The sequence below is a fragment of the Kibdelosporangium banguiense genome (assembly GCF_017876405.1).
GTDB classification, from domain to species: domain Bacteria; phylum Actinomycetota; class Actinomycetes; order Mycobacteriales; family Pseudonocardiaceae; genus Kibdelosporangium; species Kibdelosporangium banguiense.
Window position 1 is genome coordinate 11,478,525 of sequence record NZ_JAGINW010000001.1, and the last position, 23,470, is coordinate 11,501,994.

The 23,470-nt window shown below is 66.3% G+C and carries 23 protein-coding genes; 13 read left to right on the forward strand and 10 right to left on the reverse strand.

Annotated elements, in window-relative coordinates; all coding sequences use genetic code 11:
• Nucleotide 1 precedes the first annotated feature (1 nt).
• The 4 genes from JOF56_RS51325 to JOF56_RS51340 are packed head-to-tail and all read right to left on the reverse strand — an operon-like array spanning nt 2 to nt 3,633.
• Complete coding sequence (locus tag JOF56_RS51325; RefSeq protein ID WP_209646718.1) at nt 2-316, reverse strand: non-heme iron oxygenase ferredoxin subunit; 315 nt, start codon at nt 314-316, stop codon at nt 2-4.
• Nucleotides 313-1,473, reverse strand: coding sequence for a Fe-S cluster assembly protein SufD (gene sufD / locus JOF56_RS51330; protein ID WP_209646719.1), 1,161 nt, complete (start codon nt 1,471-1,473; stop codon nt 313-315). Before sufD ends, JOF56_RS51325 begins: the two co-directional genes overlap by 4 nt.
• A gap of 1 nt (nt 1,474) precedes the next feature.
• Complete coding sequence (gene sufB / locus JOF56_RS51335) at nt 1,475-2,926, reverse strand: Fe-S cluster assembly protein SufB (RefSeq protein ID WP_209646720.1); 1,452 nt, start codon at nt 2,924-2,926, stop codon at nt 1,475-1,477.
• Nucleotides 2,923-3,633, reverse strand: a complete 711-nt coding sequence (locus JOF56_RS51340; RefSeq protein WP_372448337.1) for a helix-turn-helix transcriptional regulator — start codon at nt 3,631-3,633, stop codon at nt 2,923-2,925. Before JOF56_RS51340 ends, sufB begins: the two co-directional genes overlap by 4 nt.
• 307 nt (nt 3,634-3,940) lie before the next feature.
• Between JOF56_RS51340 and JOF56_RS51345 the strand changes: the two genes are divergently transcribed.
• The 8 genes from JOF56_RS51345 (at nt 3,941) to JOF56_RS51380 (ending at nt 11,611) form a co-directional block, all read left to right on the forward strand.
• Entirely contained in the window at nt 3,941-4,561 is a 621-nt protein-coding gene (locus JOF56_RS51345; RefSeq protein ID WP_209646721.1) for an FG-GAP repeat domain-containing protein, read from the forward strand.
• Between the two features lie 186 nt (nt 4,562-4,747).
• Nucleotides 4,748-6,379 (forward strand): polyprenol phosphomannose-dependent alpha 1,6 mannosyltransferase MptB, encoded by a 1,632-nt coding sequence (gene mptB, locus JOF56_RS51350; protein WP_372448411.1) that lies wholly within the window; start codon nt 4,748-4,750, stop codon nt 6,377-6,379.
• An 11-nt stretch (nt 6,380-6,390) separates the two neighbouring features.
• Nucleotides 6,391-7,326, forward strand: coding sequence for an ABC transporter ATP-binding protein (locus JOF56_RS51355; protein ID WP_209646722.1), 936 nt, complete (start codon nt 6,391-6,393; stop codon nt 7,324-7,326).
• A gap of 86 nt (nt 7,327-7,412) precedes the next feature.
• The gene (locus JOF56_RS51360; RefSeq protein ID WP_209648991.1) at nt 7,413-8,126 is read left to right on the forward strand and encodes an ABC transporter permease; all 714 of its coding nucleotides are present in this window, start codon (nt 7,413-7,415) and stop codon (nt 8,124-8,126) included.
• 37 nt (nt 8,127-8,163) lie between these two features.
• Nucleotides 8,164-9,105 carry a COX15/CtaA family protein gene (locus JOF56_RS51365; protein ID WP_209646723.1) on the forward strand — a complete coding sequence of 314 codons (942 nt, stop codon included), beginning with the start codon at nt 8,164-8,166 and terminating at the stop codon, nt 9,103-9,105.
• A gap of 40 nt (nt 9,106-9,145) precedes the next feature.
• A complete protein-coding gene (locus JOF56_RS51370; RefSeq protein ID WP_209646724.1) occupies nt 9,146-10,075 on the forward strand; it encodes an acyl-CoA desaturase in 930 nt (309 codons plus the stop codon).
• An 87-nt stretch (nt 10,076-10,162) separates the two neighbouring features.
• Nucleotides 10,163-11,125, forward strand: coding sequence for a quinone oxidoreductase family protein (locus JOF56_RS51375; RefSeq protein WP_209646725.1), 963 nt, complete (start codon nt 10,163-10,165; stop codon nt 11,123-11,125).
• A gap of 120 nt (nt 11,126-11,245) precedes the next feature.
• Nucleotides 11,246-11,611, forward strand: coding sequence for a hypothetical protein (locus tag JOF56_RS51380; protein ID WP_245378765.1), 366 nt, complete (start codon nt 11,246-11,248; stop codon nt 11,609-11,611).
• A gap of 256 nt (nt 11,612-11,867) precedes the next feature.
• Here JOF56_RS51380 and JOF56_RS51385 read toward each other — a convergent pair whose 3' ends face one another.
• The gene (locus JOF56_RS51385) at nt 11,868-12,554 is read right to left on the reverse strand and encodes a bacteriocin fulvocin C-related protein (RefSeq protein WP_209646726.1); all 687 of its coding nucleotides are present in this window, start codon (nt 12,552-12,554) and stop codon (nt 11,868-11,870) included.
• Between the two features lie 634 nt (nt 12,555-13,188).
• Nucleotides 13,189-13,809, reverse strand: a complete 621-nt coding sequence (locus JOF56_RS51390) for an FKBP-type peptidyl-prolyl cis-trans isomerase (protein ID WP_209646727.1) — start codon at nt 13,807-13,809, stop codon at nt 13,189-13,191.
• Nucleotides 13,810-14,052: 243 nt separating this feature from the next.
• On the opposite strand from JOF56_RS51390, the gene JOF56_RS51395 reads away from it, so the two are divergent.
• The 3 genes from JOF56_RS51395 to JOF56_RS51405 all read left to right on the forward strand — a co-directional run bounded on the left by JOF56_RS51395 (nt 14,053) and on the right by JOF56_RS51405 (nt 16,527).
• The gene (locus JOF56_RS51395) at nt 14,053-15,012 is read left to right on the forward strand and encodes a hypothetical protein (protein WP_209648993.1); all 960 of its coding nucleotides are present in this window, start codon (nt 14,053-14,055) and stop codon (nt 15,010-15,012) included.
• 2 nt (nt 15,013-15,014) lie between these two features.
• Nucleotides 15,015-15,644: a hypothetical protein gene (locus tag JOF56_RS51400; protein ID WP_209646728.1), complete on the forward strand. Its 630-nt coding sequence runs from the start codon at nt 15,015-15,017 to the stop codon at nt 15,642-15,644.
• A 211-nt stretch (nt 15,645-15,855) separates the two neighbouring features.
• Nucleotides 15,856-16,527 (forward strand): HD domain-containing protein, encoded by a 672-nt coding sequence (locus JOF56_RS51405; RefSeq protein WP_209646729.1) that lies wholly within the window; start codon nt 15,856-15,858, stop codon nt 16,525-16,527.
• Here JOF56_RS51405 and JOF56_RS51410 read toward each other — a convergent pair.
• The 4 genes from JOF56_RS51410 to JOF56_RS51425 all read right to left on the reverse strand — a co-directional run bounded on the left by JOF56_RS51410 (nt 16,514) and on the right by JOF56_RS51425 (nt 19,989).
• Nucleotides 16,514-16,981, reverse strand: a complete 468-nt coding sequence (locus tag JOF56_RS51410; protein WP_209646730.1) for a nitroreductase family deazaflavin-dependent oxidoreductase — start codon at nt 16,979-16,981, stop codon at nt 16,514-16,516. The two genes, JOF56_RS51405 and JOF56_RS51410, sit on opposite strands and share 14 nt — an antisense overlap.
• 19 nt (nt 16,982-17,000) lie before the next feature.
• Entirely contained in the window at nt 17,001-17,777 is a 777-nt protein-coding gene (locus JOF56_RS51415; RefSeq protein ID WP_209646731.1) for a polysaccharide deacetylase family protein, read from the reverse strand.
• Nucleotides 17,778-17,857: 80 nt separating this feature from the next.
• The gene (locus tag JOF56_RS51420) at nt 17,858-18,874 is read right to left on the reverse strand and encodes a PQQ-dependent sugar dehydrogenase (protein ID WP_209646732.1); all 1,017 of its coding nucleotides are present in this window, start codon (nt 18,872-18,874) and stop codon (nt 17,858-17,860) included.
• Between the two features lie 170 nt (nt 18,875-19,044).
• Nucleotides 19,045-19,989: a heme o synthase gene (locus JOF56_RS51425; protein WP_372448338.1), complete on the reverse strand. Its 945-nt coding sequence runs from the start codon at nt 19,987-19,989 to the stop codon at nt 19,045-19,047.
• Nucleotides 19,990-20,264: 275 nt separating this feature from the next.
• On the opposite strand from JOF56_RS51425, the gene tkt reads away from it, so the two are divergent.
• Both tkt and tal read left to right on the forward strand, forming a co-directional pair.
• Nucleotides 20,265-22,361: a transketolase gene (gene tkt / locus JOF56_RS51430; protein WP_209646734.1), complete on the forward strand. Its 2,097-nt coding sequence runs from the start codon at nt 20,265-20,267 to the stop codon at nt 22,359-22,361.
• Nucleotides 22,358-23,470: a transaldolase gene (gene tal, locus JOF56_RS51435; protein ID WP_209646735.1), complete on the forward strand. Its 1,113-nt coding sequence runs from the start codon at nt 22,358-22,360 to the stop codon at nt 23,468-23,470. The genes tkt and tal overlap by 4 nt, the downstream gene beginning before the upstream one ends.

Genomic DNA, 23,470 nt, shown 5'->3' on the forward strand with positions numbered 1-23,470 from the left:
GTCAGTTCAGGGTGGTGGTGGGGTCGACGTAGACGTCGTCGCCGTCGATGCGAACCGCGTAGACATCCACGGGTTCGGTGGCGGGCGGGGAGGACGGCTGCCCGGTGCGCAGGTCGAAACACGAACCGTGCAGCCAGCACTCGATTCCCTTGCGGGTGACCTCGCCCTCCGACAACGACAGCGAAGCGTGCGAGCACTCGTCTCGCAGGGCGTGCACCTCGTCGCCCTCGCGCACCAGCACGACGGCAACGTCGCCGACCTCGACGGCAAGAGGCTTCTTGTCGTCCAAATCAGACAGTGCACAGGCCCGGATCATGCGCCGACCGCCTCGAGCTCGGCCTCGATCGCCGCTTCCAGCCGCTCGCGCAGCTCGGGAACACCGATCTTGACCAGGATCTCGTGGAAGAAGCCCCGCACGACCAGCCGGCGGGCCTGCTCCTCGGGAATACCCCTGGCCTGCAGGTAGAACAGCTGCTCGTCGTCGAACCGGCCGGTGGCGCTGGCGTGGCCGGCGCCGGCGATCTCGCCGGTCTCGATCTCCAGGTTGGGCACCGAGTCGGCGCGGGCGCCGTCGGTGAGCACCAGGTTCCGGTTGAGCTCAAAGGTTTCGGTGCCCTCGGCGGCCGCGCGGATGAGCACGTCACCGATCCACACCGTGTGCGCGCCCTCGCCCTGCAGCGCGCCCTTGTAGACCACATTGGACTTGCAGTTGGGCACCGCGTGGTCCACGAACGTCCGGTTCTCGAAGTGCTGACCGGCATCCGCGAAATAAAGACCCAGCATCTCGGCATCGCCACCGCGCTCGGTGTACGTCACGGTCGGCGACAACCGCACGACCTCGCCACCGATGGTGATCGTCGTGTGGCGCAGCGTCGAGTCGCGGCCCAGCTTGTTGTGGTGCGACGACACGTGCACCGCGTCGTCGGCCCAGTCCTGAACGGACACAACAGTGAGCCGTGCGCCGTCGGCGACGATGAACTCCACGTTGTCCGCGTAGGTCCCGGAACCGCGGTGGTCGACGACCACGACGGCCTCGGCGAACTGCTCGGCGCGGACCTGCAGGTGCCCGTAGGCCAGCTTGCCCTCACCCGGGCCGTCCACCGTGATGGTGATCGTGGCCGGACGAGCCTCCTTGGGAACCGTCACGACCGTGGCGTCCACAAAGGACGACCAGGCCTGCGCCGCGATCCGGTCGTCCGGCGTGCCCGCCGTGCCGAGCCGGGAGTCGCCACGCTGAACGGTCTCCACGACGACCTCATCACCGGCGTCGACCGACACACTGGCCGCGCCATCGGCGACGGCGCCACTGTGCAGGCCACGCAAACGCTTCAACGGGGTGAAGCGCCAGATCTCTTCCCTGCCACCAGGAACCTCGAACGCGTCCACATCGAACGACGCGAACTGGGCGGCCCTGGAGGCAGCCGGGATAACCGCACCCGCACCGTGCGAGTGCTCCTTGACTAGCTCCGCCATGTCAGCCGACGGCCCCTTCCATCTGCAGCTCGATCAGGCGGTTCAGCTCGAGCGCGTATTCCATTGGCAGCTCACGGGCGATGGGCTCGACGAAGCCGCGCACCACCATCGCCATGGCCTCGTCCTCGGTCAGGCCGCGGGACATCAGGTAGAACAGCTGGTCCTCGCTGACCTTCGAGACGGTGGCCTCGTGTCCCATTTGGACATCGTCCTCGCGGATGTCCACATAGGGGTAGGTGTCCGACCGCGAGATCTGGTCGACCAGCAGCGCGTCACACTTCACAGTGGACTTCGAGTGGTGCGCCCGCTTGTTGACCTGGACCAGGCCGCGGTACGAAGTGCGGCCACCGCCCCGGGCCACGGACTTCGACACAATGGTCGAGGACGTGTGCGGCGCCATGTGCACCATCTTCGCGCCGGCGTCCTGGTGCTGACCCTCGCCCGCGAACGCGATCGAGAGGACCTCGCCCTTGGCGTGCTCGCCCATCAGGAACACCGACGGGTACTTCATGGTGACCTTGGAACCGATGTTGCCGTCGATCCACTCCATGGTCGCGCCCTCTTCGGCCTTGGCGCGCTTGGTGACCAGGTTGTAGACGTTGTTCGACCAGTTCTGGATGGTCGTGTAGCGGCAGCGGCCGCCCTTCTTGACGATGATCTCCACGACCGCGGAGTGCAGCGAGTCCGAGGAGTAGATCGGCGCCGTGCAGCCCTCGACGTAGTGCACGTAGGCGTCCTCGTCGACGATGATCAGCGTCCGCTCGAACTGGCCCATGTTCTCGGTGTTGATCCGGAAGTAGGCCTGCAGCGGGATGTCGACGTGCACACCCTTCGGCACGTAGATGAACGAGCCGCCGGACCAGACCGCGCCGTTCAGCGCGGAGAACTTGTTGTCACCGTGCGGGATGACCGAGCCGTAGTACTCCTTGAACAGCTCCGGGTGCTCCTTGAGCGCGGTGTCCGTGTCGAGGAAGATGACGCCCTTCTCCTCCAGGTCCTCGCGGATCTGGTGGTAGACGACCTCCGACTCGTACTGCGCGGCGACACCGGCCACCAGGCGCTGCTTCTCCGCCTCGGGGATGCCCAGCCTGTCGTAGGTGTTCTTGATGTCCTCGGGCAGGTCCTCCCAGCTCTGGGCCTGCTTCTCGGTCGAGCGCACGAAGTACTTGATCGAGTCGAAGTTGATGCCCGACAGGTCCGCGCCCCAGTTGGGCATCGGCTTGCGGTCGAAGAGCGCCAAGCCCTTGAGGCGGCTTTCCAGCATCCACTCGGGTTCGCTCTTCTTGGCGGAGATGTCCCGAACGACGTCCTCGTTCAGGCCACGGCGAGCGCTGGACCCGGCCACGTCAGCGTCAGCCCAGCCGTACTCGTAACGACCAAGGGTCGCCAGAGTCTCGTCCTGGGTCATCGGCACAGCTGTGGTGGGTGTGCGCTGCTCAGCAGCGGCAGTCATGCGGGATTCCCTCCATCCGGAGTCGGTGGGCCTGAGGAGGTGGAATAAGGCTCCACCGGTATGTGCGTGGTACACGCGGCGTCGCCACGTGCGATGGTCGCCAGCCGCTGTACGTGGGTGCCGAGCAGGTCGGCGAACGCCGCCGTCTCGACCTCGCACAGCTGGGGGAACTCCGCCGCGACATGCGCCACCGGACAGTGGTGCTGGCACAGCTGTTCCCCCGCCCCGACTTTGCGAGTCGAGGCAGCGTAGCCCTCTCTGCTCAACGCGGCGGCGAGAGCCTCCGCCTTTTCAAGCGGAGTGTCAGCCGAGGTCACGGCGGTGCGGTGGGGATCGACGAGAGTCTTGATCCGTCGCTCCGCGAAGGCCTTCACGGCCTCCTCCCCGCCGGTCTCGGCCAGGAACCTGATAGCAGCGACCGCCAGGTCGTCGTAGGCATGACCGAACCGCGCCCGCCCCGCCTCGGTCAGCAGGAAAAGCTTGGCCGGCCGGCCACGCCCCCGGGTCTTACCCTGCGGAGCGTCCCGGGTGCACGCCTGGTTGTCGGCGAGCAACGCGTCCAGATGCCTACGCACAGCCGGTCCGCTCAGCTCAAGTTGCTCAGCGATCGCCACCGCGCTGACCGGTCCCTGCTCAAGCAACAGCCGGGCGACAGCAAGCCTCGTGCTGCCGTCCACCGCCTGTTGAGCAGGCCCGATCTTTTTCACAACATTGATGTTACCTAATTGCCCGCACCCTGCTCAACGAGGGTCAACAGTGACCCAGGTCATGTTTGGACACCCTCGCCACCTTCTCCGAACGCCTCGAGCCAGGGCCGCGAACACGCCATCCGACCCAAGAGCCGCCTTGTCGATCACGCGCGGACGGACCCGCCACGCGAAGGCGAACGGCGAATGTGATCCGCGTCACATTCGACAACATGGATCACACTGTGACGTCCATCACAGTAGGCGCAGGAATTGCGTGAAGAATGGGACCGCCCTACGCGGTACCAATTCACGAGGGGAATTCGTGATGAAGACTGTCATTGCCCTGTTCGGACTTACCGGGCTTCTCGCGTTCGGCACACCGGCGTACGCCACGCAGCCTGGCGTGGTCGCCCGGCCCGACCTCAACGGTGACGGGCGGGCAGATCTTGTGGCCGCCGAGGTCGACGGCAGCAACCCCAACGAGCAGGTGCTTACCGCCACCGTGCGGGGCCGGACATACTCCGCCCGGCTGCCTGTCGACCCCTACTACGGCGTCCAGCCGTTACGGGTGACGGACGTCAACAATGATGGCAGAGAAGAAGTCGCCGCCATCGAGGTCATTGGAGCCAGCACCGAATTCTCCTCGCTCTGGGGGCTCACGGGCGGCCGGTTGCGAGCTGTGCGGAAAACCGACGGGACACGGCTGTACTTGATCGAAGGCGGCAGCGTCCGCGAGATCAACCGTTATGGCTGCGAGTCAGTCGGCAAACGCAGACAATTGGTCGTCGTGAATGCCCAGCTGACCAATGAGACCACAATGGTCTATTCCGGCGAGCGGATCAGATATTCCGTTCGCAATGGTGTCGCCGTCGAGACCGCCCGCACGCCTGCGGCCGGGACGTCCGACGCCGCGGTGTTCCAGGTGGATCCCGCCGCCTGTGGCTGAATGCGCGAGGACGTGCCCACCGCCCGCTCCCAAGCCGGCCGGAGCGGGCGGTGGGCTTGCCGGTCTCAAGGGCGAACAGCCGTTCAGGTCAAGGGCTGATTCCCGCCGGCCCGCGCAGCCGGCCCAGCCCAAGATTGCCGGAGTCCTGGCCCCTCAGCCGGGGCCGGTCGATACGCTTCGGACGTGGTGGTGAGCGATCCTGTGCCGGTCAATGTCGCGGTACCGGCTGTCGTGAAGCAGCCCCCGCCGCTGAACGACGACGACTGCCGCCGGCTGGATCTGATCCGGCGGTTCGGCACGATGGGCTCGCTGCTGCTGGCGTTCGGCGCGCTCGGCGCCGGCGCCTCGCCGGTCTACAACCCGTTGCCGAGCGTTCCCGTGCTCGGCCTGTTCGCCCGCATGCTCGGTGTCTCGCTGGCGCTGGCGCTGCTGGGCATGGGCATGATCATCAGCAGCTGGCTGCTGCTCGGCCGGTTCGCGCACCCAGGCAGGCCGCGGCTGATCAGCCGGGCCCAGCTCAACCGGACGCTGCTGATGTGGGGCACGCCGCTGATCTTCGTCATGCCGCTGTTCAGCAAGGACGTCTACAGCTACCTCGCGCAGAGCTCGATCGTGTCGCGCGGGCTCGACCCGTACGAACTGGGGCCCGGCCAGGCACTCGGCCAGGACGACCCGCTGGTACGCGGTGTGTCCAACATGTGGCGTGACACGCCCGCGCCGTACGGCCCGCTCTTCCTTTACCTGGGGCATCTGCTCAACTCCGTGACCGGGAACCACGTGATCACGGGCGTGCTCATGCAGCGCCTGCTGGCCATCGCGGGCATCGCGCTGTTCGTCTGGGCGCTGCCGCGGCTGGCGCGCAGGTTCGGTGTGCAGCCGGTGACCGCGTTGTGGTTCGGCGCCGCGAACCCGTTGGTGCTGTTCCACCTGGTCGCGGGCGTGCACAACGAGGCACTGGCGATCGGCCTGATGATGGCCGGCTTCGAGATCGCCCTGCGCTACCTGCCACGGCCTGGGGATCCACCGCTGGCATCGCTACGCAAGGAATGGACCTTCGTCCTGCTCGGCGTCGCGGTGATCACGCTCGGCGCGGCGGTGAAACTGCCCGCGCTGGTGGCGGCTGCTTTCGTCGGCGTCACGGTGACCCGCAGATGGGGCGGTGGGATACCCCGGTTCTTCGCCGTCGGCTTCCTTTTTGTGGCCACGGCAGGCGTGACGATGGCGATCGCCTGCTTCGGCACCGGCCTGGGCTTCGGCTGGGTGGGCGCGCTGGACACGCCGAGCCTGGTGCGCAGCTGGATGTCGCCGATCTCCGAGCTGGGCAACCTGGGCGGCATCCTGGGCATAACGCTGGGCCTGGGCAACCACACCACAGCCGTGCTGGAGATCTTCACCCTGCTCGGCTACGTCACCGCGGCCCTGATCACGGTCAAACTGCTGTGGGACAGCCTGAGCGGGCGGCGCAGCGTGATGACCGGCCTGGGCGCGTCCCTGGCCGCGTGGCTGATCCTGCACCCGGCGATGCAGCCCTGGTACCTGCTGTTCCCGGCGATCCCGCTGGCCGCGTCGCTCGCGGGCACCAAGCGGTTCCGCAACCTGGCCACGCTGGGCTGCGCGGTCGCGGCCGTCCTGCTGCCGCCCACCGGAAGCACGTTCACCGGCCGGACGTACGTGCTGGTGTTCGCCTACATCGCGGCCATCGTGGTGCTGCTGGTGATGCTGTTCTTCTTGAACCGCAAGGTGCCGATCCTGCCGCGCAAGGTGACCGGCGTCGCTCCTACCCAGGGGCCTGGGGACATCACGACGAGCAACCCCTAGGCTCTGCGGATGTGAGCGCGTCCGAAACCCGTCCTGCCGTCGAGGTGTCCGGACTGGTCAAGCGCTACGGCTCGACGACCGCGGTCGACGGCCTCGAGCTGCGGCTGATGCACGGCAACGTGCTCGCGTTGCTGGGTCCGAACGGCGCGGGCAAGACCACCACGGTCGAGGTCTGTGAAGGCTTCCTGAAAGCCGACGCGGGCCGGATCCGGGTCCTGGGCCTCGATCCGCATTCCGACGGCGACAAGCTGCGGCCCCGGATCGGCGTGATGCCCCAGGGTGGCGGCGCGTACCCGGGCGTGCGAGCGGGCGAGATGCTCAAACTTGTGGCCTCCTGCGCGGCCAATCCGCTCGATCCCGACTGGTTGCTGGACATTCTGGGCCTCAGCAACGCGCTGCGCACGCCGTACAAACGGCTTTCCGGCGGCCAGCAGCAGCGGTTGTCGCTCGCTTGTGCCCTGGTCGGACGGCCTGAGCTGGTGTTCCTCGACGAGCCGACGTCCGGGATGGACCCGCAGGCCAGGCGGCTGGTGTGGGACCTCGTGCAGGCCCTGCGCAACGACGGCGTGAGCGTCCTGCTGACCACGCACCTGATGGAAGAGGCCGAAAGCCTGGCCGACCACGTGGTGATCGTGGATCACGGCAAGGTGGTCGCCGAGGGCAGCCCGGCGCAGCTGACCACCGAGGACCCGGACTGCCAGCAGTTGCGGTTCAAGGCGCGGGCCGGGCTGGACACCTCCCTGCTGACCGCTGCGTTGCCGGAAGGGTGCCACGTGGCCGAGGCCGCGTTGGGTACATACATCGTTACCGGCCGCGTCGATCCGCAGGTAGTCTCAACCGTGACGGCGTGGTGTGCCCAGCAAGGAGTACTGGCCGAGGAGCTGCATGTCGGCAGGCGCAGTCTTGAGGACGTGTTCCTCGAACTGACCGGACGGGAGTTGCGTTGACGGCCACAGCCGCGTCCAACGGTGTCGACTCGCCTTTCACCGCTGGCACCTTCACCCCAGCTCCCGGCGCGGGCCGCAAGCTGCACATGCTGCTGGCGCACGCGCGCACCGAGACGAAGCTGACGCTGCGCAACGGCGAGCAGATCCTGCTGACGCTGCTCATCCCGGTCGCTCTGCTCGTCGGACTCACCCTGATCGACATCATCTCGATGCCCTCACCACGCGTCGACTCGGCCGTCCCCCGGATTTTCGCGCTGGCCGTCATGTCGTCGGCGTTCACAGGGCAAGCCATCGCGTTGGGCTTCGACCGTCGTTACGGCGTGCTCAAGCGCCTCGCCGCGACCGCATTGCCCCGCTGGATGCTGGTCGGCGGCCGCGTGCTGGCCGGGCTGACAGTGGTGGCGATCCAGCTTGTCGTACTCGGCGTGATCGCGCTGATGCTCGGCTGGGCGCCGGGGATCGGCGGTCTGTTGTGGACAGTCTTGTTCGCGGTGCTGGGCGCGTTCGCGTTCGGCGCGCTGGGCGTACTGCTCGGCGGGACGCTGCGGGCCGAGCTCGTACTGGCGCTGGCCAACATCATCTGGTTCGTGCTGCTGCTGGCCGGCGGCATCATCGTGCCGGCGAGCTCGCTGCCGTCCGGGATCGCCGCAGTCGTGCAACTGCTGCCGTCCGGTGCGTTGACCGAAGGCCTCAACCAGGCGTTGAACGGTGCCGGGCCTGGCTGGCAGTCGCTTGCCGTGCTGTTCGCGTGGGGTGCGGTGGCGTCCATCGTGGCGGGGCGCACAACACGCCTGACCTGATGTCAAGCTCTCAGCAACGCCTGCCTACCATCGGTGAGTGCTGAAGTCGCGGATCGTCCAATGGCGCCATGGGTTCGCTGTCGCCGCAGTCGTGGCCAACGTGACGATCGCGATCACCGGTTCGATCGTCCGGGTCACCGGCTCGGGCCTGGGCTGCACCGAGTGGCCGAACTGCCTGCCCGGCAGCATGGTCCCGGTCGAGCACCCCGAGCTGAGCATGCTGCACCAGTGGATCGAGTACGGCAACCGGATGCTGTCCGGTGTCGTGGGGATCATCGGCGGTCTGTGCTTCCTCGCCGCGCTGTTCATGCGTCCCACGCGGCGGCGCGTCATTTGGCTGTCGCTCGCCATGATGGGCGGCGTCGTCGTCCAGGCTGTGCTGGGCGGGATCACGGTTCGTACGGGGTTGTTGTGGTGGACGGTCGCGATTCACTTCATCGCTTCGTCTGTGCTCACGTGGTTCGCCGTGATGCTGGTGCGTGCGCTGCGTGAAGGCGACGGACCTGTGCAGGTGCGTACCCATCCGTTCGTACCGCGGCTGCTGATCGGTCAGGGCGTTGCGCTCGCGGCTTTGCTCATCGCGGGCACGATGGTCACTGGCGCGGGGCCGCACGCGGGCGACAAGGACGTGGCCCGGTTGGGCCTGCACGTCGAGACGCTCGCACACGTACACGCCGCGATCCTGTACGTGTTCCTCGGCGTGCTCCCGCTCGTCGGGTTCATGCTGTGGCGTGGGCCGACACCGCGCGACGTCTGGCGCCGGTACTTCGTGCTTGTCGGCGTTGTCCTCGCGCAAGGGACTATCGGGTTCGTACAGTTCTTCACCGGCGTCCCGGCCGTGCTCGTTGTGCTGCACGTCTTCGGCGCGATGCTCGTGACCGTCGCGCTCGCCTCGCTGTGGGTGTCGACGCGTGACCGCCCCGAACCGGCCACTGTGGAGCCGTACCACAATGAGCAGTTCGCCGCCACGTCGCTCTGAGACTATCTTCGCTTCACTCCGCGGCCCTAATGTCTGATTTGTGACGACTACCGTTCCGGGACCGGCACCACTGCTCGGCGAACGCCGCACCTTCGCTCAGCAGCTCGTGCTGAAAGCGTTTCTGTTGGTGCCGTTCTTGGCGCTGATCGCTGCCGTGCCCCTGGCATGGGGCTGGGGTCTGACCTTGCTGGACATCGTGCTCGCCGTCAGCCTGTACGTCATCGCCACGCTCGGCGTGACCGTCGGGTATCACCGTTACTTCACGCACGGGGCGTTCAAAGGCAACCGTGCGTTGCGGATCGCCCTCGGCATCGCGGGCAGTTTCGCGGTGCAAGGTTCGATCATCTTCTGGGTCGCCAGCCACCGGCGGCACCATGCGTACGCGGATCGTGAAGGCGACCCGCACTCCCCCTGGCTGTTCGGGACGTCGCCGGGCGCGCTGCTGAAGGGCTTCTGGCACGCGCACATGGGCTGGATGTTCTCCCGGGAGGTCACCAACTACGAACGGTTCGCCCCGGATCTCTTGCGTGACAAGGACATCCGGATGGTCAGCAAGCTGTTCGGGGTGTGGACCGCGGGCAGCCTGGTCCTGCCGGCCGTGCTCGGCGGCCTGATCAGCTGGTCCTGGTGGGGCGCGCTGACCGCGTTCTTCTGGGCCGGACTGGTCCGGATCGCCTTCCTGCACCACGTGACCTGGTCGGTGAACTCGATCTGCCACATGGTCGGTTCCCGGCCGTTCGCCAGCCGCGACAAGGCCGCCAACTTCTGGCCGCTGGCAGTCCTGTCGATGGGCGAATCGTGGCACAACTCGCACCACGCCGACCCCACCTGTGCCCGGCACGGCGTCCTGCGTGGACAGATCGACATCGCCGCACGGACCATCTGGCTGTTCGAGAAACTCGGCTGGGCCTGGGACGTCCGCTGGCCGACCGCTGAGCGGCTGGCACGCAAGCGGGTCGCCACCGAGTAGCACTCTCACCTTCTACCGGCACGCGGAACAACTCCGGTCATGGTGTGGTTGCTTCCAGGACAGGACTCACGTGTTGGAGGAGAAGACGTGCCGAACGCAGTGCGGGTACGGCAGACCGGTGGGCCCGAGGCCCTGGAACTGACCGACGTGGAGGTGCCGGCGCCGGGCGAAGGCCAGGTGGCGGTGGATGTCGCGGCAGCGGGTGTGAACTACATCGACACCTATCACCGTTCCGGCCTCTACCCCATCCAGACCCCTTTCGGCGTCGGGCTGGAAGGCGCGGGCACGATCACGGCGGTCGGTCCAGGCGTGGATCTCGCTGTCGGTGACCGCGTCGCCTGGTACACGGCGCAAGGCAGCTACGCCGAGAAATTCCTGCTACCGGCAGCAGAAGCACTCCCGATCCCGGACGGCGTCTCCTTCGAGACCGCGGCAGCCCTGTTGTTGCAGGGAGTAACCGCTCACTACTTGGTCGCGTCGACCTACCCGGTACAGCCCGGCGACGCGGTACTCATGCACGCCGGGGCAGGTGGCGTCGGCCTCCTGCTCATCCAGCTCGCCAAAGCCCGTGGCGCCCGCGTGCTGGCCACAGTCTCCACGCCGGAGAAGGAGAAACTCGCCCGGGAAGCCGGTGCGGACGAAGTGGTCGGCTACGAGGACTTCGGCTCACACGCCCGCGCGTTCACCAACGGCGAGGGCATGCACGTGGTTTACGACGGCGTCGGCAAGACCACGTTCGACCAGAGCCTCGCCAGCCTCCGGCCGCGCGGCTACATGGTGCTGTTCGGCGCCTCCAGCGGGCCCGTCCCGCCCGTCGACCCCCAGCGGCTCAACGCCCAGGGCTCGGTCTTCCTGACCCGGCCGAAGACCGGCGACTACTCAGCCACCCCGGAAGAAGTCCGTTGGCGCGTCGGCGAACTCTTCGACGCGGTCCTGGCCGGGAGCCTGTCGGTCCGCATCGGCGGCCGGTACCCGCTGTCGGAGGCCGCCCAGGCCCACACCGACCTCCAGGGCCGCAAAACCACCGGCAAGCTCCTGCTCATCCCGTGACATGAAGGCGAGCCCCGGCGCAACCGGGGCTCGCCGGCCGTGACTGCCTACGGGAACACCCACCCTTCAGTCCCGACCAGTCAGTCCGGCTCACGCAGGCCGGTCGGGCAGGTGGCAGACTTGCCTGAGGGCGACGACGCGAGCGGGGTGCGGATGGGCGAGACTGATCCTCATATCCATGTCGGGGCGCGCTTGAATGCCGACGCCATGAGCCGCGATCTGATCGCGTCGACGTTCGGGCTGGTAAGCGATCTTCCAGCGGTTGTCGAGACTGGGTGCGGCTTGGAAGGCGTACCGCGGGCCATGACGTCTCCGCTACCTGAGCGGGTTACGTGCCTGGCTTGCCGGGAGTACGCGAGCCGGGAATACCTTCGCTTTGCCGAGCAGACCGAGCGGCTCAGCGGCACCCCCGGGCTGGCCGTCAGCGACGAGCAGATGCGCCTGGCCGCGGATCACTTCCGCGAGCTCGCCCACAAGTTCTCCTGACTCGGAATGCGAGCCGTCTGGCCACTGTGGACAGCTGTCGTCGGCAACCTGTTTCCGTCGGTGGCCGGGGCTAGGCTGCGTCTCGGCGGCCGAGGCTGCCCAGGCCACACCGACCTCCAAGGCCGCAAACCACCGGCCAAACTCCTGCTCATCCCTGACCACGGTATGAGCGGAGTAATCAGCAGGCGAACGTGTCACCGTGACAATCAGACGCGTTCGCCTGCTGGGTCAGGAATTCCCTAACGAAGCGTGCCCATTATGGACATACACACCGCCCGTTACAGGACTTCACCCCCAGGGTGCCGCACCCGATGGGCTTAGGCGCACACGGACCAAGACATTTCTGCCCGGGACATCCACTGCACCAGTCGTCGGTCACGTTACACAAGCAAGGAAAATCCTTCTTGAGCAGGTCTTCTGCGCGAATTCCAGTTGATTCCGGCATCTCACCGAGTACCCGGACGAGCTTAGCCGTCTCGATCTTGCCGAACTCGTTCAGCAACTCGTCATCCAGCCTGTCCACACTTTCCTGCACGGCCGCATCCCGATAATCACGGAAAGTCGCAACATCTCCCGCCAATGCGATGGCAGCACCAATTGCGGTCAACTGACCGGCCGACAGCTCGGGATTCTTTTTCACATAGCGATTCAGGTGATCGACCCACAGTTTACTCTGCTGCTCGGGAGACAGTTCCCGAAAGATTGCCTGCCGGTACTCGAGCGGATGCTTGACGACTTCATCATATGTAGCAGGCAACCGACCCCGATTCGCATCAATCCAGACATCAACATCGTTGCTTGTCGCGGCAGCGGCTGGCGAGTTGCCCAACATGAGCCCGCCAGCCACGGCGACTCCGGCAGTTAGCTGCAAGAACGCCGCACGTGAGATACCGCGGCCCTGCTCCCGCTGAGGCGAACGCAGACTGCCCAGCGCACGCAACACCCGCACAGTCGAGCGCGGTCCGAGCCTCCGGACCAACGGAACCGCCATCGCTTGCCGCGACCACGCGCGAGGAACACCTTCATTGACGTAAATAAGAGTTGGTTCCCAACGAAGCGGGGAGCCTTGCGCTATCGTTCGCCACTCTTGCACATCCGGATTAGCCAACGGCAATACTTCAAGTTTCCCACCACTCGCCGCTTCGACCGCCTCGGACACCCTCCGACAGGCGTGACATGATCCGTCAAAAGCAAGAACCCAACGACCCCTGTTGGTGTTCAATTCAACCCCTTGCGTTGACCTAACTCCCGATTAGCCAACGACCGACAACCCGTCAGCATTTATGGCCAGTTACCAACGGTAGCGACACCACGAAGGCAGTTCACTGGCCCGACCGAGTGGAGTTGTCAAACACATTTTTACCTCACATGACAACCTTACTGCATTCGACCCATTACAATTGGTCATCCAGCGCAGTCAAGGTGACCGATTCGCCGATTGACGGGTGTAGATCGTCTCAGCCCGTCCGGTAAGTGGATAGAGGACCGGTCGTGCACATTCAGACTCAGATCCGTTGCAGATAAGAAAAAGCGCGCCCGCCGGGAATTCTGGCGGGCGCGCTGGTGAGCGGCGTGGGTCAGCCGGTGACCTTGACGGCGTCGGTGACGAAGACGAGGGTCTCGTTCGGCTTGACCGGAGGCTTTCCCTGAGGGCCGTAGCCGAGGTCCGGCGGGATGATGAGCAGCCTGCGGCCGCCTTCCTTCATGCCCAGCAGGCCCTGGTCCCAGCCCTTGATGACCCGACCGGAGCCGATGCCCTGCACGGACAACGTCTGGCCGCGGTCGAAGGAGTTGTCCACGATCTGCTTGTCCGACCAGGTCTGCAGCAGGTAATTCGCCTCGAGAACGCTGCCCTGCTTGATCTCCGGGCCGGTGCCGGGCACCAGGTCCTTGATCACCAAGCCCTTCGGCGGCTGACAGGTGGTGGGCAGGGTGATCGTCGGCTTCTTGCCGAACTCGGCGTTCTCGATCTTGACATCCTCGGCCGTGCACTCGCCCGGGCCAGGCTTGTACGTGGCTGGTGAGGTTGGCTTGGCCGCGGAGGTGGTCGTCGCCGTCGTGGTGATGGGCAGCGGCGGCGGGGCGGAGTTGCGGTTGGAGGTGCCGGGAGAGTCCTGCTCGGAGTTGGCACAGGCGCTCAAGGTGGCCGCCGCCACCAGCGCCACGGTAACCATCGTGACCTTGCCTGCAATGCGCATGGGCGTCACCCTAGGCAACCGGGTCACGCACTGGTTCCATCGGGTGCCTGGCTGGTCGCGGTGAGCCATCCGGCGAAGGTGAAGATCCCCCGTTTTTCCGATTTCACCGTCACGGTATTGCGCGTACAGTTACTCGTCGCACACAAACGGGTACACTACGCATTCGCCCGTTCGGGTGCCCATCGAGGAGGTGACCCGGTGTCCGCGGACGCCAACGGCATCCGCAAGAATCCGGTCCAGGAGATGTTCTGGACCAGGACCGGCCTGTTGCTGGCCATCCTGCTGGTGATCTCGATCGGTAGCCTGTGGATATCCAGTGCGATGGACGCCGGCCTCTTCAAGAATCTCTTGACTGCGCTGGGCACCGGCACGATGATCTCCGCCATCGTCGGTTTTGGACAAACCCTCATCACCGCTTCGGCGTCGCACAAAGCACTCGTCACGCCGCTGATCGAGGAAAGCAAACGGGCATTGCGGGATTTGTCGTCCGAGTACCGCGCACTGAACAACGAGTTCTTCCCGACGCATGTCTTCGAAGCGACCACGACCCCGGATCCGGAGTTCAACCGGCTGCTGATGGCCGACCTCAAGCGCAGCAGGCAGTACTTCTTCCGCGGCTTCGCCGGCCGGCACGCCGCCGCCAGGCTGCTGCTGACCCACTCGGAGTGGGAGCTGCGCACGGTGGTCGCCGACCCGCGCCAGCACTCCGCGATCAGCGGCCGGGCCCGCTACCTGCTGCGGCACGAGGGCGCGACCGGCGACTACGACAAGATCAGGAAACGGCTCGTCGAGGAGATCTCCATCGGCATCGTGGGCCTGTATCTGGCACGCAGCCGCTGCACGGCCATCGAGATCGCCGTGATCTCCGATCCGCCGCTCGACCGGACCGAGATCTTCGACGACAGCGTGTGGCTCACGCTCTACAGCGACGTCGGCGGGGCCACCTCGCTCTACCCACGCACACTGCGTTTCTCAGAAGGCTCGTTCATCTACGGCATGCAACGCGCCGAGTTCCACAGAATGCGCGACACGCGAACTGCCCAGAAATTCTCGATCACCCCGGACACCACTCGTTCGGAATTCCTGGCCCTGTTCGGAAAAATAACCGGAACACCCCTCACCGAGGAGGGGTACGCAGATCTGGAGCGCAAGTTCCACGATTTCCGCGCAGAATTCACCAAAGCCGCGGGGCTGGAGAGCTGAAAATGCGAACGAGATCCTCAGCGCTGGCCGAACTGGCCAGCGAGATACGTGCCGCCGACCTGACCGACTGGGCGTCGGTCAGCGACCGGTTCACCACCTGGGCGGGCCGGCCGGGCCTGCGCGACGAACTGCGCCACCACCTGCGAACCCTGTCCGGCGAGGTCGCCGCCGCGGTGATCTCCCGATCGCGGGAGACCACAACGCACTTCGCCTGGTGCCTGCTCAACGACCCGGGCGACAAGTTCTCCTTCTGGCTGCACGAGTACAAACCGCAGAAGGACTGGCGCATCGGGTACGCCGACTCGATCCACAACCACCGCTATCACTTCTGCACCACCATCCTGCGCGGCAGTTACGTGCACGAGCGGTTCGACACCGAGATGGACCTCGCCGGGCTGACCATCAAGTCCGCGACCATGGTGCGCAGCGGCCCCTGCGAGGCAGGCGAGTCCGCGACGATGCTGTCGGATGAGTTCCACCGCATCCCCAAAGCCGCCGACGGAACAATGACATTCCTGGTGAAGTCACGGCCGGTACGCGGCTGGAGCCTGTCGTTCGACCCCGTCACCAACATCAGCCGCAGACACGTACCAGTGGAGGAACGCCTGGGTCACCTCGCCGAACGCATCTGACGCCACCCTCGACCGGCGATCGCGGGCGGCTCAGTCAGCGCAGGCTGGAACGCGCTCCACTTGGCGCGCCATTCGTGCGGCGGCTCCGCCAGCTTCGCGCTCACCTCGAAATTCGGGGGCAACCCGGTTGAGTGTCATCATGACCGCATATTCCGGGCGTCTCACGACCTACGATGCCTTCACCTGAGGGAGGGATCGCTAGGAGGCCTCGATGCTCGGCGAGAAGAGTGCGGTCGCTGTCGGCAGTGTTGCCGCCGGCGCGTTTGACCAGGTGGAACGCAGGGTGCGACGACTATGCCAGCGGTTCGCGGCGAACCTGCCGTTCCATGGGTGGCACCATGTCCATTTCGTGCGGACCAAGGCGGGGGCGTTCGCCCGAGCCAATGGGTCCGATCCGGCGGTGGTCGAGACGGCCGCGCTTGTGCATGATTTGAACTACATCGTGAAGCGCAATTCCGATGCTGCGGAAGGCCGGGAAATCAGGATGCGGATCCTGGCCGCGGCGGGGGTCGCCGAGCCGGTCGCGGAATGGATCGACGACATCGTGGTCGAGGCCGAGATCAGCACCCGGCACCGCGACATCTCCAAGGAGGCGCAGGCGCTCAGCGACGCCGACACCCTGTTCAAGGCGCTGCCCGTCACCCCGGTGATGCTGGCCCACCGCTACCTCTCCGAGAACGGCATCACCCTCGGCCAGTTGGCGAACAAGATCGTCGGCGAACAGCGCGGCAAACATGACGAGGGCTTCTACTTCTACAGCCCGCAGGCCAAAGCGATGTACTCGCACTGGGCCAGTGCCAACCTCGAACTGTGGCAGTGCGTGGTCGAGGCGCTGGACGACCCTTCAGTGGGTGAACTGCTCGACGCGGTCAACGCGCAGTGAGCCGGAAAACCCGGAGCTCGCGGTCGGTCTTGGACCGGTAGGCGTCGTACGCCGGCCACGTTTCGGTCAGGTGCGGCCAGATCGCGGTGCGTTCCTCTTCCGACAGCAGCCGCGCCTTCACCTCATGGGTCCGGCCCTTGATATTCACTACTGCCTCAGGATTTGCCATCAGGTTTACTGTCCACATTGGATGGCCTGGGCCGCCCCAGTTGGAGCCGACCAGGAGGATGTCGTCGCCGTCTGGGACGTAGAGCAGCGCCGCCTGGCGGGGCAGCCCGGTCTTGCGGCCGGTGACTGTCAGGATCAGCGACGGCATGCCGGCGATGCCGACCACGGTGACACGGCCTTTCGTCAGCCGGTAGAGCACCTTGTCCAGGTTCAGCACAGCCGGCTGGATCCGGCCGAGCCAAGGCTGGGCGGCGATCCAGCGCGCGACTTTGCGCAGTAATTCCATGGCCGGTCAAGATACCTGCTCAGGCCAGGAAATCGGTCAATGGAACAACAGTGAGACCGTCTTGTTTCGCACGGTTGAGGAAAGCCTGGAAGTCCTCGGCGAACGTGTGCCGGAAATGCATCAGCACGATGTCGCCCGCCTTCAGTTTGTCCCCCGCCTGGAACTGGACCACGCCGTCGTTGACCGCCGCGGTCCACAGCACGATCGCCTTCATCCCGCAGTCGGCGACGGCCTTCTGGGTGTTGTCGTCATAGTTGCCGAACGGCGGCCGGAACAAGGTCGGGCGCTTGCCGAACGTCTGCTGGATCGCGTCCGCGTCGCCGCAGATCTCGTTGCGCTGGAACTCGTACGGTTTGCCGCGGAGGTTCGGGTGGGTCATCGTGTGGTCGTTGATGTCGGCCCCGGCCGCCTGTAATGCCTTGAAGTAGTCCGGGTTCTCCACGAAGTACTTCTTGTTCAGAAACAGCGTCGGCCGCGCGCCCGAGTCTTTGATCATCTGCAACGCGGCCGGATCCTTGACCGCGCCGTCGTCCATGGTGATGAACACGTACGGCTTGTCGGTCTTGATGTGCCGGATCACCGGTGCCTTGCCGTCCACGGTCGCCGGCGCCTGAACCTGCGCCACAGCAGGCGAAGACGGTGACACATCAGGCGAAGTCGGCAGCGCGTCGGGCGAAGGACGGCCCTGGACGGTCACTGTGGACGGTTTCTCCGCCGCGGGCTGAGCATCCCCGCAGGCTGCGATCATGACCGCCGCCACACTCAGCGCGGCGGCCATGACCAGGTGCTTCCGCATCCTTTACCCCCTCTTTCCTTTCCCCGTAAGGAGAATTCACGTCCCATCAGAGAGGACGCCAGAGGGGGTGACAACGTTGCTTAAGCTCCGTCACTCCGGATGATTCGATCATCGGCTGCTACCGGGCTGCCGCGGCCGTCCCGGTTGCTGGTGGTGAAGTACAGGTTGCCGTCCGGTCCGGCGACCGGGGTCCGCAGCCGCCCGAACTGGCCCTGGTAGAGGGCACGAGGCGTGCCGACTCCGGTGCTGGTCACCGGGATCAGCCACAGCCGCGTGCCGCGCAGCCCCGCCATGTAGAGGTTGTTCTTGTAGAAGGCGATGCCGCTCGGCGAGGCCTGCGATGTCGACCACACCGCAAGCGGGTCGACGAAACTCGGGTTGCCGCAGCGGCCCTCGCACGTCGGCCAGCCGTAGTTGCGGCCGGACTGGATCAGGTTGAGCTCGTCCCAGGTGTTCTGGCCCAGCTCGGCCGAGAACAGCCGGCCGTCGGCGGCCCAGGTCAGGCCCTGGACGTTGCGGTGGCCCAACGAGTACACCAGCGAGTTGAACGGATTGCCCGGCGCCGGCTGGCCCTCCGGCGTCATCCGCAGGATCTTGCCGCCCAGCGAGGCCCGGTTCTGTGAGTTCGCCGAGTTGCCCGCGTCGCCGGTACCGGCGTAGAGCAGGCCGTCCGGGCCGAAGGCGAGCCGGCCGCCGTTGTGGATGCTCGCCTTGGGGATCCCGGTCACGATCGGCACCGGTGCCTGGCCGAGCACGACTCTGGCGATCCGGTTGTCCGATGCGGCCGTGTAGTAGATGAACACGGTCCGGTTCTGCGCGAACTGTGGCGACACGGCGAGCCCGAGCAGCCCGCCTTCACCCTGGGCGCTCACGCCGGGGACCGTCTGGACGTCGGTCACCGTGCCGTTACGCAGTGACCTGATCTTGGCTGTGTTCCGTTCGGTGAACAGGGCACTGCCGTCCGGCAGGAAACCCAGGCCCCACGGCACCGCCAGCTGGGAGGCGACAACTGTGGTGGCCGCCTGGGCCGGAACCGCGGAAACAGATAACGCGGCCGCCGCCGTGACGGCGACGACCGCGCTCTTGTGGAACTTCATCGGTGCTGTCCTCCTTGACTGCAGGGTCAGAGGTACAGACCGAATGTTCTCGTATTCGTCAACGCACGACAGGTTATGGGAAATTCACCCACCACCAAGTGGGCTTGGGATGCCCCCAATGCCACATTGGGGGCATGCGATGCCACCAATGTGGCATTGGGGGCAAAACCTCAGGCGAAGAGGGAGGTGACGGGCAGGCCGATCGCGGAGTCGACCGCGACCATCACGAACACCGCGCACAGGTACGTGTTCGACAGGTGGAAGACCTTCATCGGGTTGGTCTCGCCGCCGCGCCGGTACACGTTGTGCAGGCGGTGCACGGCGATCAGGAACCAGCCGCCCAGGACCACGGCCGAGACCGCGTAGACCCAGCTCGTCGCGGGCACCAGCAGCAGTCCACAGAGGACCATCGCCCACGAGTAGAGCACGATCCGGAAGGAGACCTGCCGTGGCGTGGCGACCGCGGGCAGCATCGGCACGCCGGCCGCCGCGTAGTCGTCGCGGAACTTCATCGCCAATGCCCAGGAGTGCGGCGGCGTCCAGAAGAAGATGATGCCGAAGAGCACGAACGCGGGCCAGCCCACGTCGCCGGTGACCGCGGCCCAGCCGATCACCACCGGCATGCATCCCGCGATTCCGCCCCAGACGATGTTCTGTGATGTGCGCCGCTTGAGCCACATCGTGTAGACGAAGACGTAGAACAGGATCGCGCCGACGCACAACACCGCGGCCACCCAGTTGGTGGTCAGCCACAGGAAACCGCAGGACAGCACGCCCAGGATCACACCGAAGATCAGCGCGTTACGGACCGGAACCTCGTGTTTGACCAGCGGACGGGCGCTTGTGCGCTTCATCACCGCGTCGATGTCCGCGTCGACCACGCAGTTCAACGCACCCGCACTGCCCGCCGCGAGCGTGCCGCCGACCATCGTGGCAAGAACCAGCCACGGCGACGGGATGCCGCGCTGGGCAAGCAGCATGGCGGGGATCGTGGTCACGAGCAGTTGCTCGATGATGCGGGGCTTGGTCAACGCGACGTATGCGCGGACGACATCCTTGATCCTGCGTCGCGGAGCGGTGGCGGGGGCGTCGACAGACGGCACGGTGATGCTCACGGCGCTCCCAGAGCGCTGCACACCGGCGACATGTCGCTCCTCATGGTGGATATGAACAGTTCGGGTACGGATGGGAATAGTAGACCGGCTACATACGGGTAGCCATGGCGGGTGGCGTTCAGCGCGGACACACCCTCCGTCCAGATGACTCTGGACTAGCAACAACCCCGCGGGTGACTACGCTGGCGCACGGGACGAGGGAAGACCAGCGGGAACACTTGTTTCGCATGCCAAGCGTGTTCCCGCACGAGCAGCGAAAGTGGGAGCAGTAGCCCGTGTCCGTAGACGACATCACCCGCCTGACCACAGCAAACGTTCCGGCTGACTGGACGGACCTCGACAAGCGGGCGGTCGACACGATCCGCGTGCTCGCTGCCGAGGCGGTTCAGAACGCCGGCAACGGCCACCCCGGTACCGCGATGAGCCTCGCGCCGGTGGCCTACGCGCTCTTCCAGCGTGTCATGCGGCACGACCCGGCCGACCCGGACTGGATCGGCCGCGACCGGTTCGTGCTGTCGGCCGGTCACTCCAGCCTGACGCTGTACCTGCAGCTGTTCACGGCCGGTTACGGCCTGGAGATCGAGGACATCGAGCACCTGCGCAAGTGGGGCTCTAAGACCCCCGGCCACCCCGAGCACGGCCACACCCGCGGTGTGGAGATGACCACCGGCCCGCTGGGCCAGGGCCTGGCCTCCGCGGTGGGCATGGCGATGGCCGCCCGGCGTGAGCGTGGTCTCTTCGACCCGGACGCCGCGCCTGGCCAGAGCCCGTTCGACCACGACATCTTCGTGATCGCCTCGGACGGCGACATCGAGGAGGGCGTCACCTCCGAGGCCTCCTCGCTGGCGGGAACCCAGCGCCTGGGCAACCTCACGGTGATCTACGACGACAACAAGATCTCCATCGAGGACGACACCACGATCGCGTTGTCCGAGGACACCGCCAAGCGCTACGAGTCCTACGGCTGGCACGTGCAGGTCGTGGAGAGCGGCGAGAACGTCACCGGGATCCTGGAGGCCCTGGCGAACGCCAAGGCCGAGACCGGGCGCCCGTCGTTCATCCTGCTGCGCACGATCATCGGCTTCCCGGCGCCGACCAAGATGAACACCGGCAAGGCGCACGGCGCCGCGCTGGGTGACGACGAGGTCGCCGAGATCAAGAAGATCCTGGGCTTCGACCCGGAGCAGAAGTTCGTCGTCGAGCCGGAGGTCCTCGCCCACACGCGCGAGGTCGTCAAGCGCGGCGAGCAGGCCAAAGCGCAGTGGCGGCCGAAGTTCGACGCCTGGGCGCAGGCCAACCCGGAGCGCAAGGAGCTGCTGGACCGGCTGACCGCCCGCGAGCTGCCGGAGGGCTGGGCCGAGAAGCTGCCGACCTGGCAGCCCGACGCCAAGGGCCTGGCCACCCGCAAGGCGTCCAGCGAGGTGCTCAACGCGCTGGCCGACGTGCTGCCGGAGCTGTGGGGCGGCTCGGCCGACCTGGCCGAGAGCAACAACACCACGATGAAGGGCGCCGACTCGTTCGGCCCGGCCGACATCTCCACCAAGGAGTGGAACGCCCAGCCCTACGGCCGCACGCTGCACTTCGGCGTCCGCGAGCACGCCATGGGCTCGATCCTCAACGGCATCGCGCTGCACGGCCCGACCCGGCCGTACGGCGGGACGTTCCTGGTGTTCAGCGATTACATGCGGCCCGCGGTCCGGCTCGGCTCGCTGATGAAGACCTCGGCGATCTACGTGTGGACGCACGACTCCATCGGCCTCGGCGAGGACGGCCCGACGCACCAGCCGATCGAGCACCTCGCCGCGCTGCGGGCCATCCCCGGCCTGACGATCGTGCGCCCCGGTGACGCCAACGAGACGGCCGCCGCGTGGAAGGCGACCATCGAGCGTCCCGAGGGCCCGGTCGGCCTGGCACTGACCAGGCAGAACCTGCCGGTCCTGGAAGGCACCGACGCCGAGGGGGTGGCCAAGGGTGGTTACGTGCTCGCCGACGCGGCCAACGGCACCCCCCAGGTAGTGCTCATCGCCACAGGGTCGGAACTGCAGATCGCGGTCGAGGCGCGGAAGGTCCTCGAGGCCGACGGCGTTGCAACACGTGTGGTCTCGATGCCGAGTGTGGAGTGGTTCGACGCGCAGGACGCGGCATACCGCGATCAGGTGATCCCTCCGGCGGTCCGCGCACGTGTGTCTGTCGAGGCAGGTATCGCGCAGCCGTGGCACCGCTTCGTCGGTGACGCCGGCGAGTGTGTGTCCATTGAGCACTACGGGGCATCGGCCGACTACCAGACTTTGTATCGCGAGTTCGGTTTCACGACCGAAGCCGTTGTCGACGCGGCACGGCGCTCGCTGCAGCGAGTGGAGGAGGGCAAGTGAGTAACGAGAAACTGAACGCACTGTCGGACGCCGGCGTATCCATTTGGCTGGATGACCTGTCGAGGGAGCGCCTGAACACCGGAAACCTGGCGGAGCTGATCCGGGACTGGAACGTCACCGGTGTGACGACCAACCCGACGATCTTCGCCAACGCCCTGAGCAAGGGCGAGTCCTACGACGAGCAGGTCCGTGAGCTGGCGGCTCGCGGGGCCGATGTGGACGCGACTGTCCGCGAGATCACCACCACGGACGTGCGCAACGCGTGCGACGTGTTCCGTGACATCTACAGCGCGACCAACGGTGTCGACGGCCGCGTGTCGATCGAGGTCGACCCGCGCCTGGCGCACGACACCGACCGCACGATCGCCGAGGCGCAGGACCTCTGGAAGACCGTCGACCGGCCGAACCTGCTGATCAAGATCCCGGCCACGCTGGCCGGTCTGCCCGCGATCACCAAGACGCTCGCCGAGGGCATCAGCGTGAACGTGACGCTGATCTTCTCCATCGAGCGCTACCAGGCCGTGATGGACGCCTTCATCGAGGGCATCGAGCAGGCCAAGGCCAACGGGCACGACATCAGCCGGATCCACTCGGTGGCGTCGTTCTTCGTGTCCCGTGTGGACAGTGAGATCGACAAGCGGATCGACGCGGCCGACACAGCCGAGCTGAAGGCACTGCGCGGCCAGGCCGCGATCGCCAACGCCCGGCTGGCCTACCAGGCCTACCTGGACGCGTTCGGCACCGACCGCTGGAAGGCGCTGGCCGACGCGGGCGCGAACGCGCAGCGTCCACTGTGGGCGTCCACCGGTGTGAAGGACCCGGCCTACTCCGACACGCGTTACGTCGACGAGCTGGTCGCGCCCAACACGGTCAACACCATGCCGGAGAAGACCCTGCACGCCACGGCCGACCACGGCAAGATCGAGGGCGACAAGGTCACCGGGACCCAGGAACAGGCTCAGGAGGTCTTCGACGCGCTGTCGGACGCGGGCATCGACCTGGACGACGTGTTCAAGGTGCTCGAGGACGAGGGCGTGGACAAGTTCGAGAAGTCCTGGACCGAGCTGCTGGAGACCGTGACGGGCCAACTCGAGAAGGCAAAGGGCTGA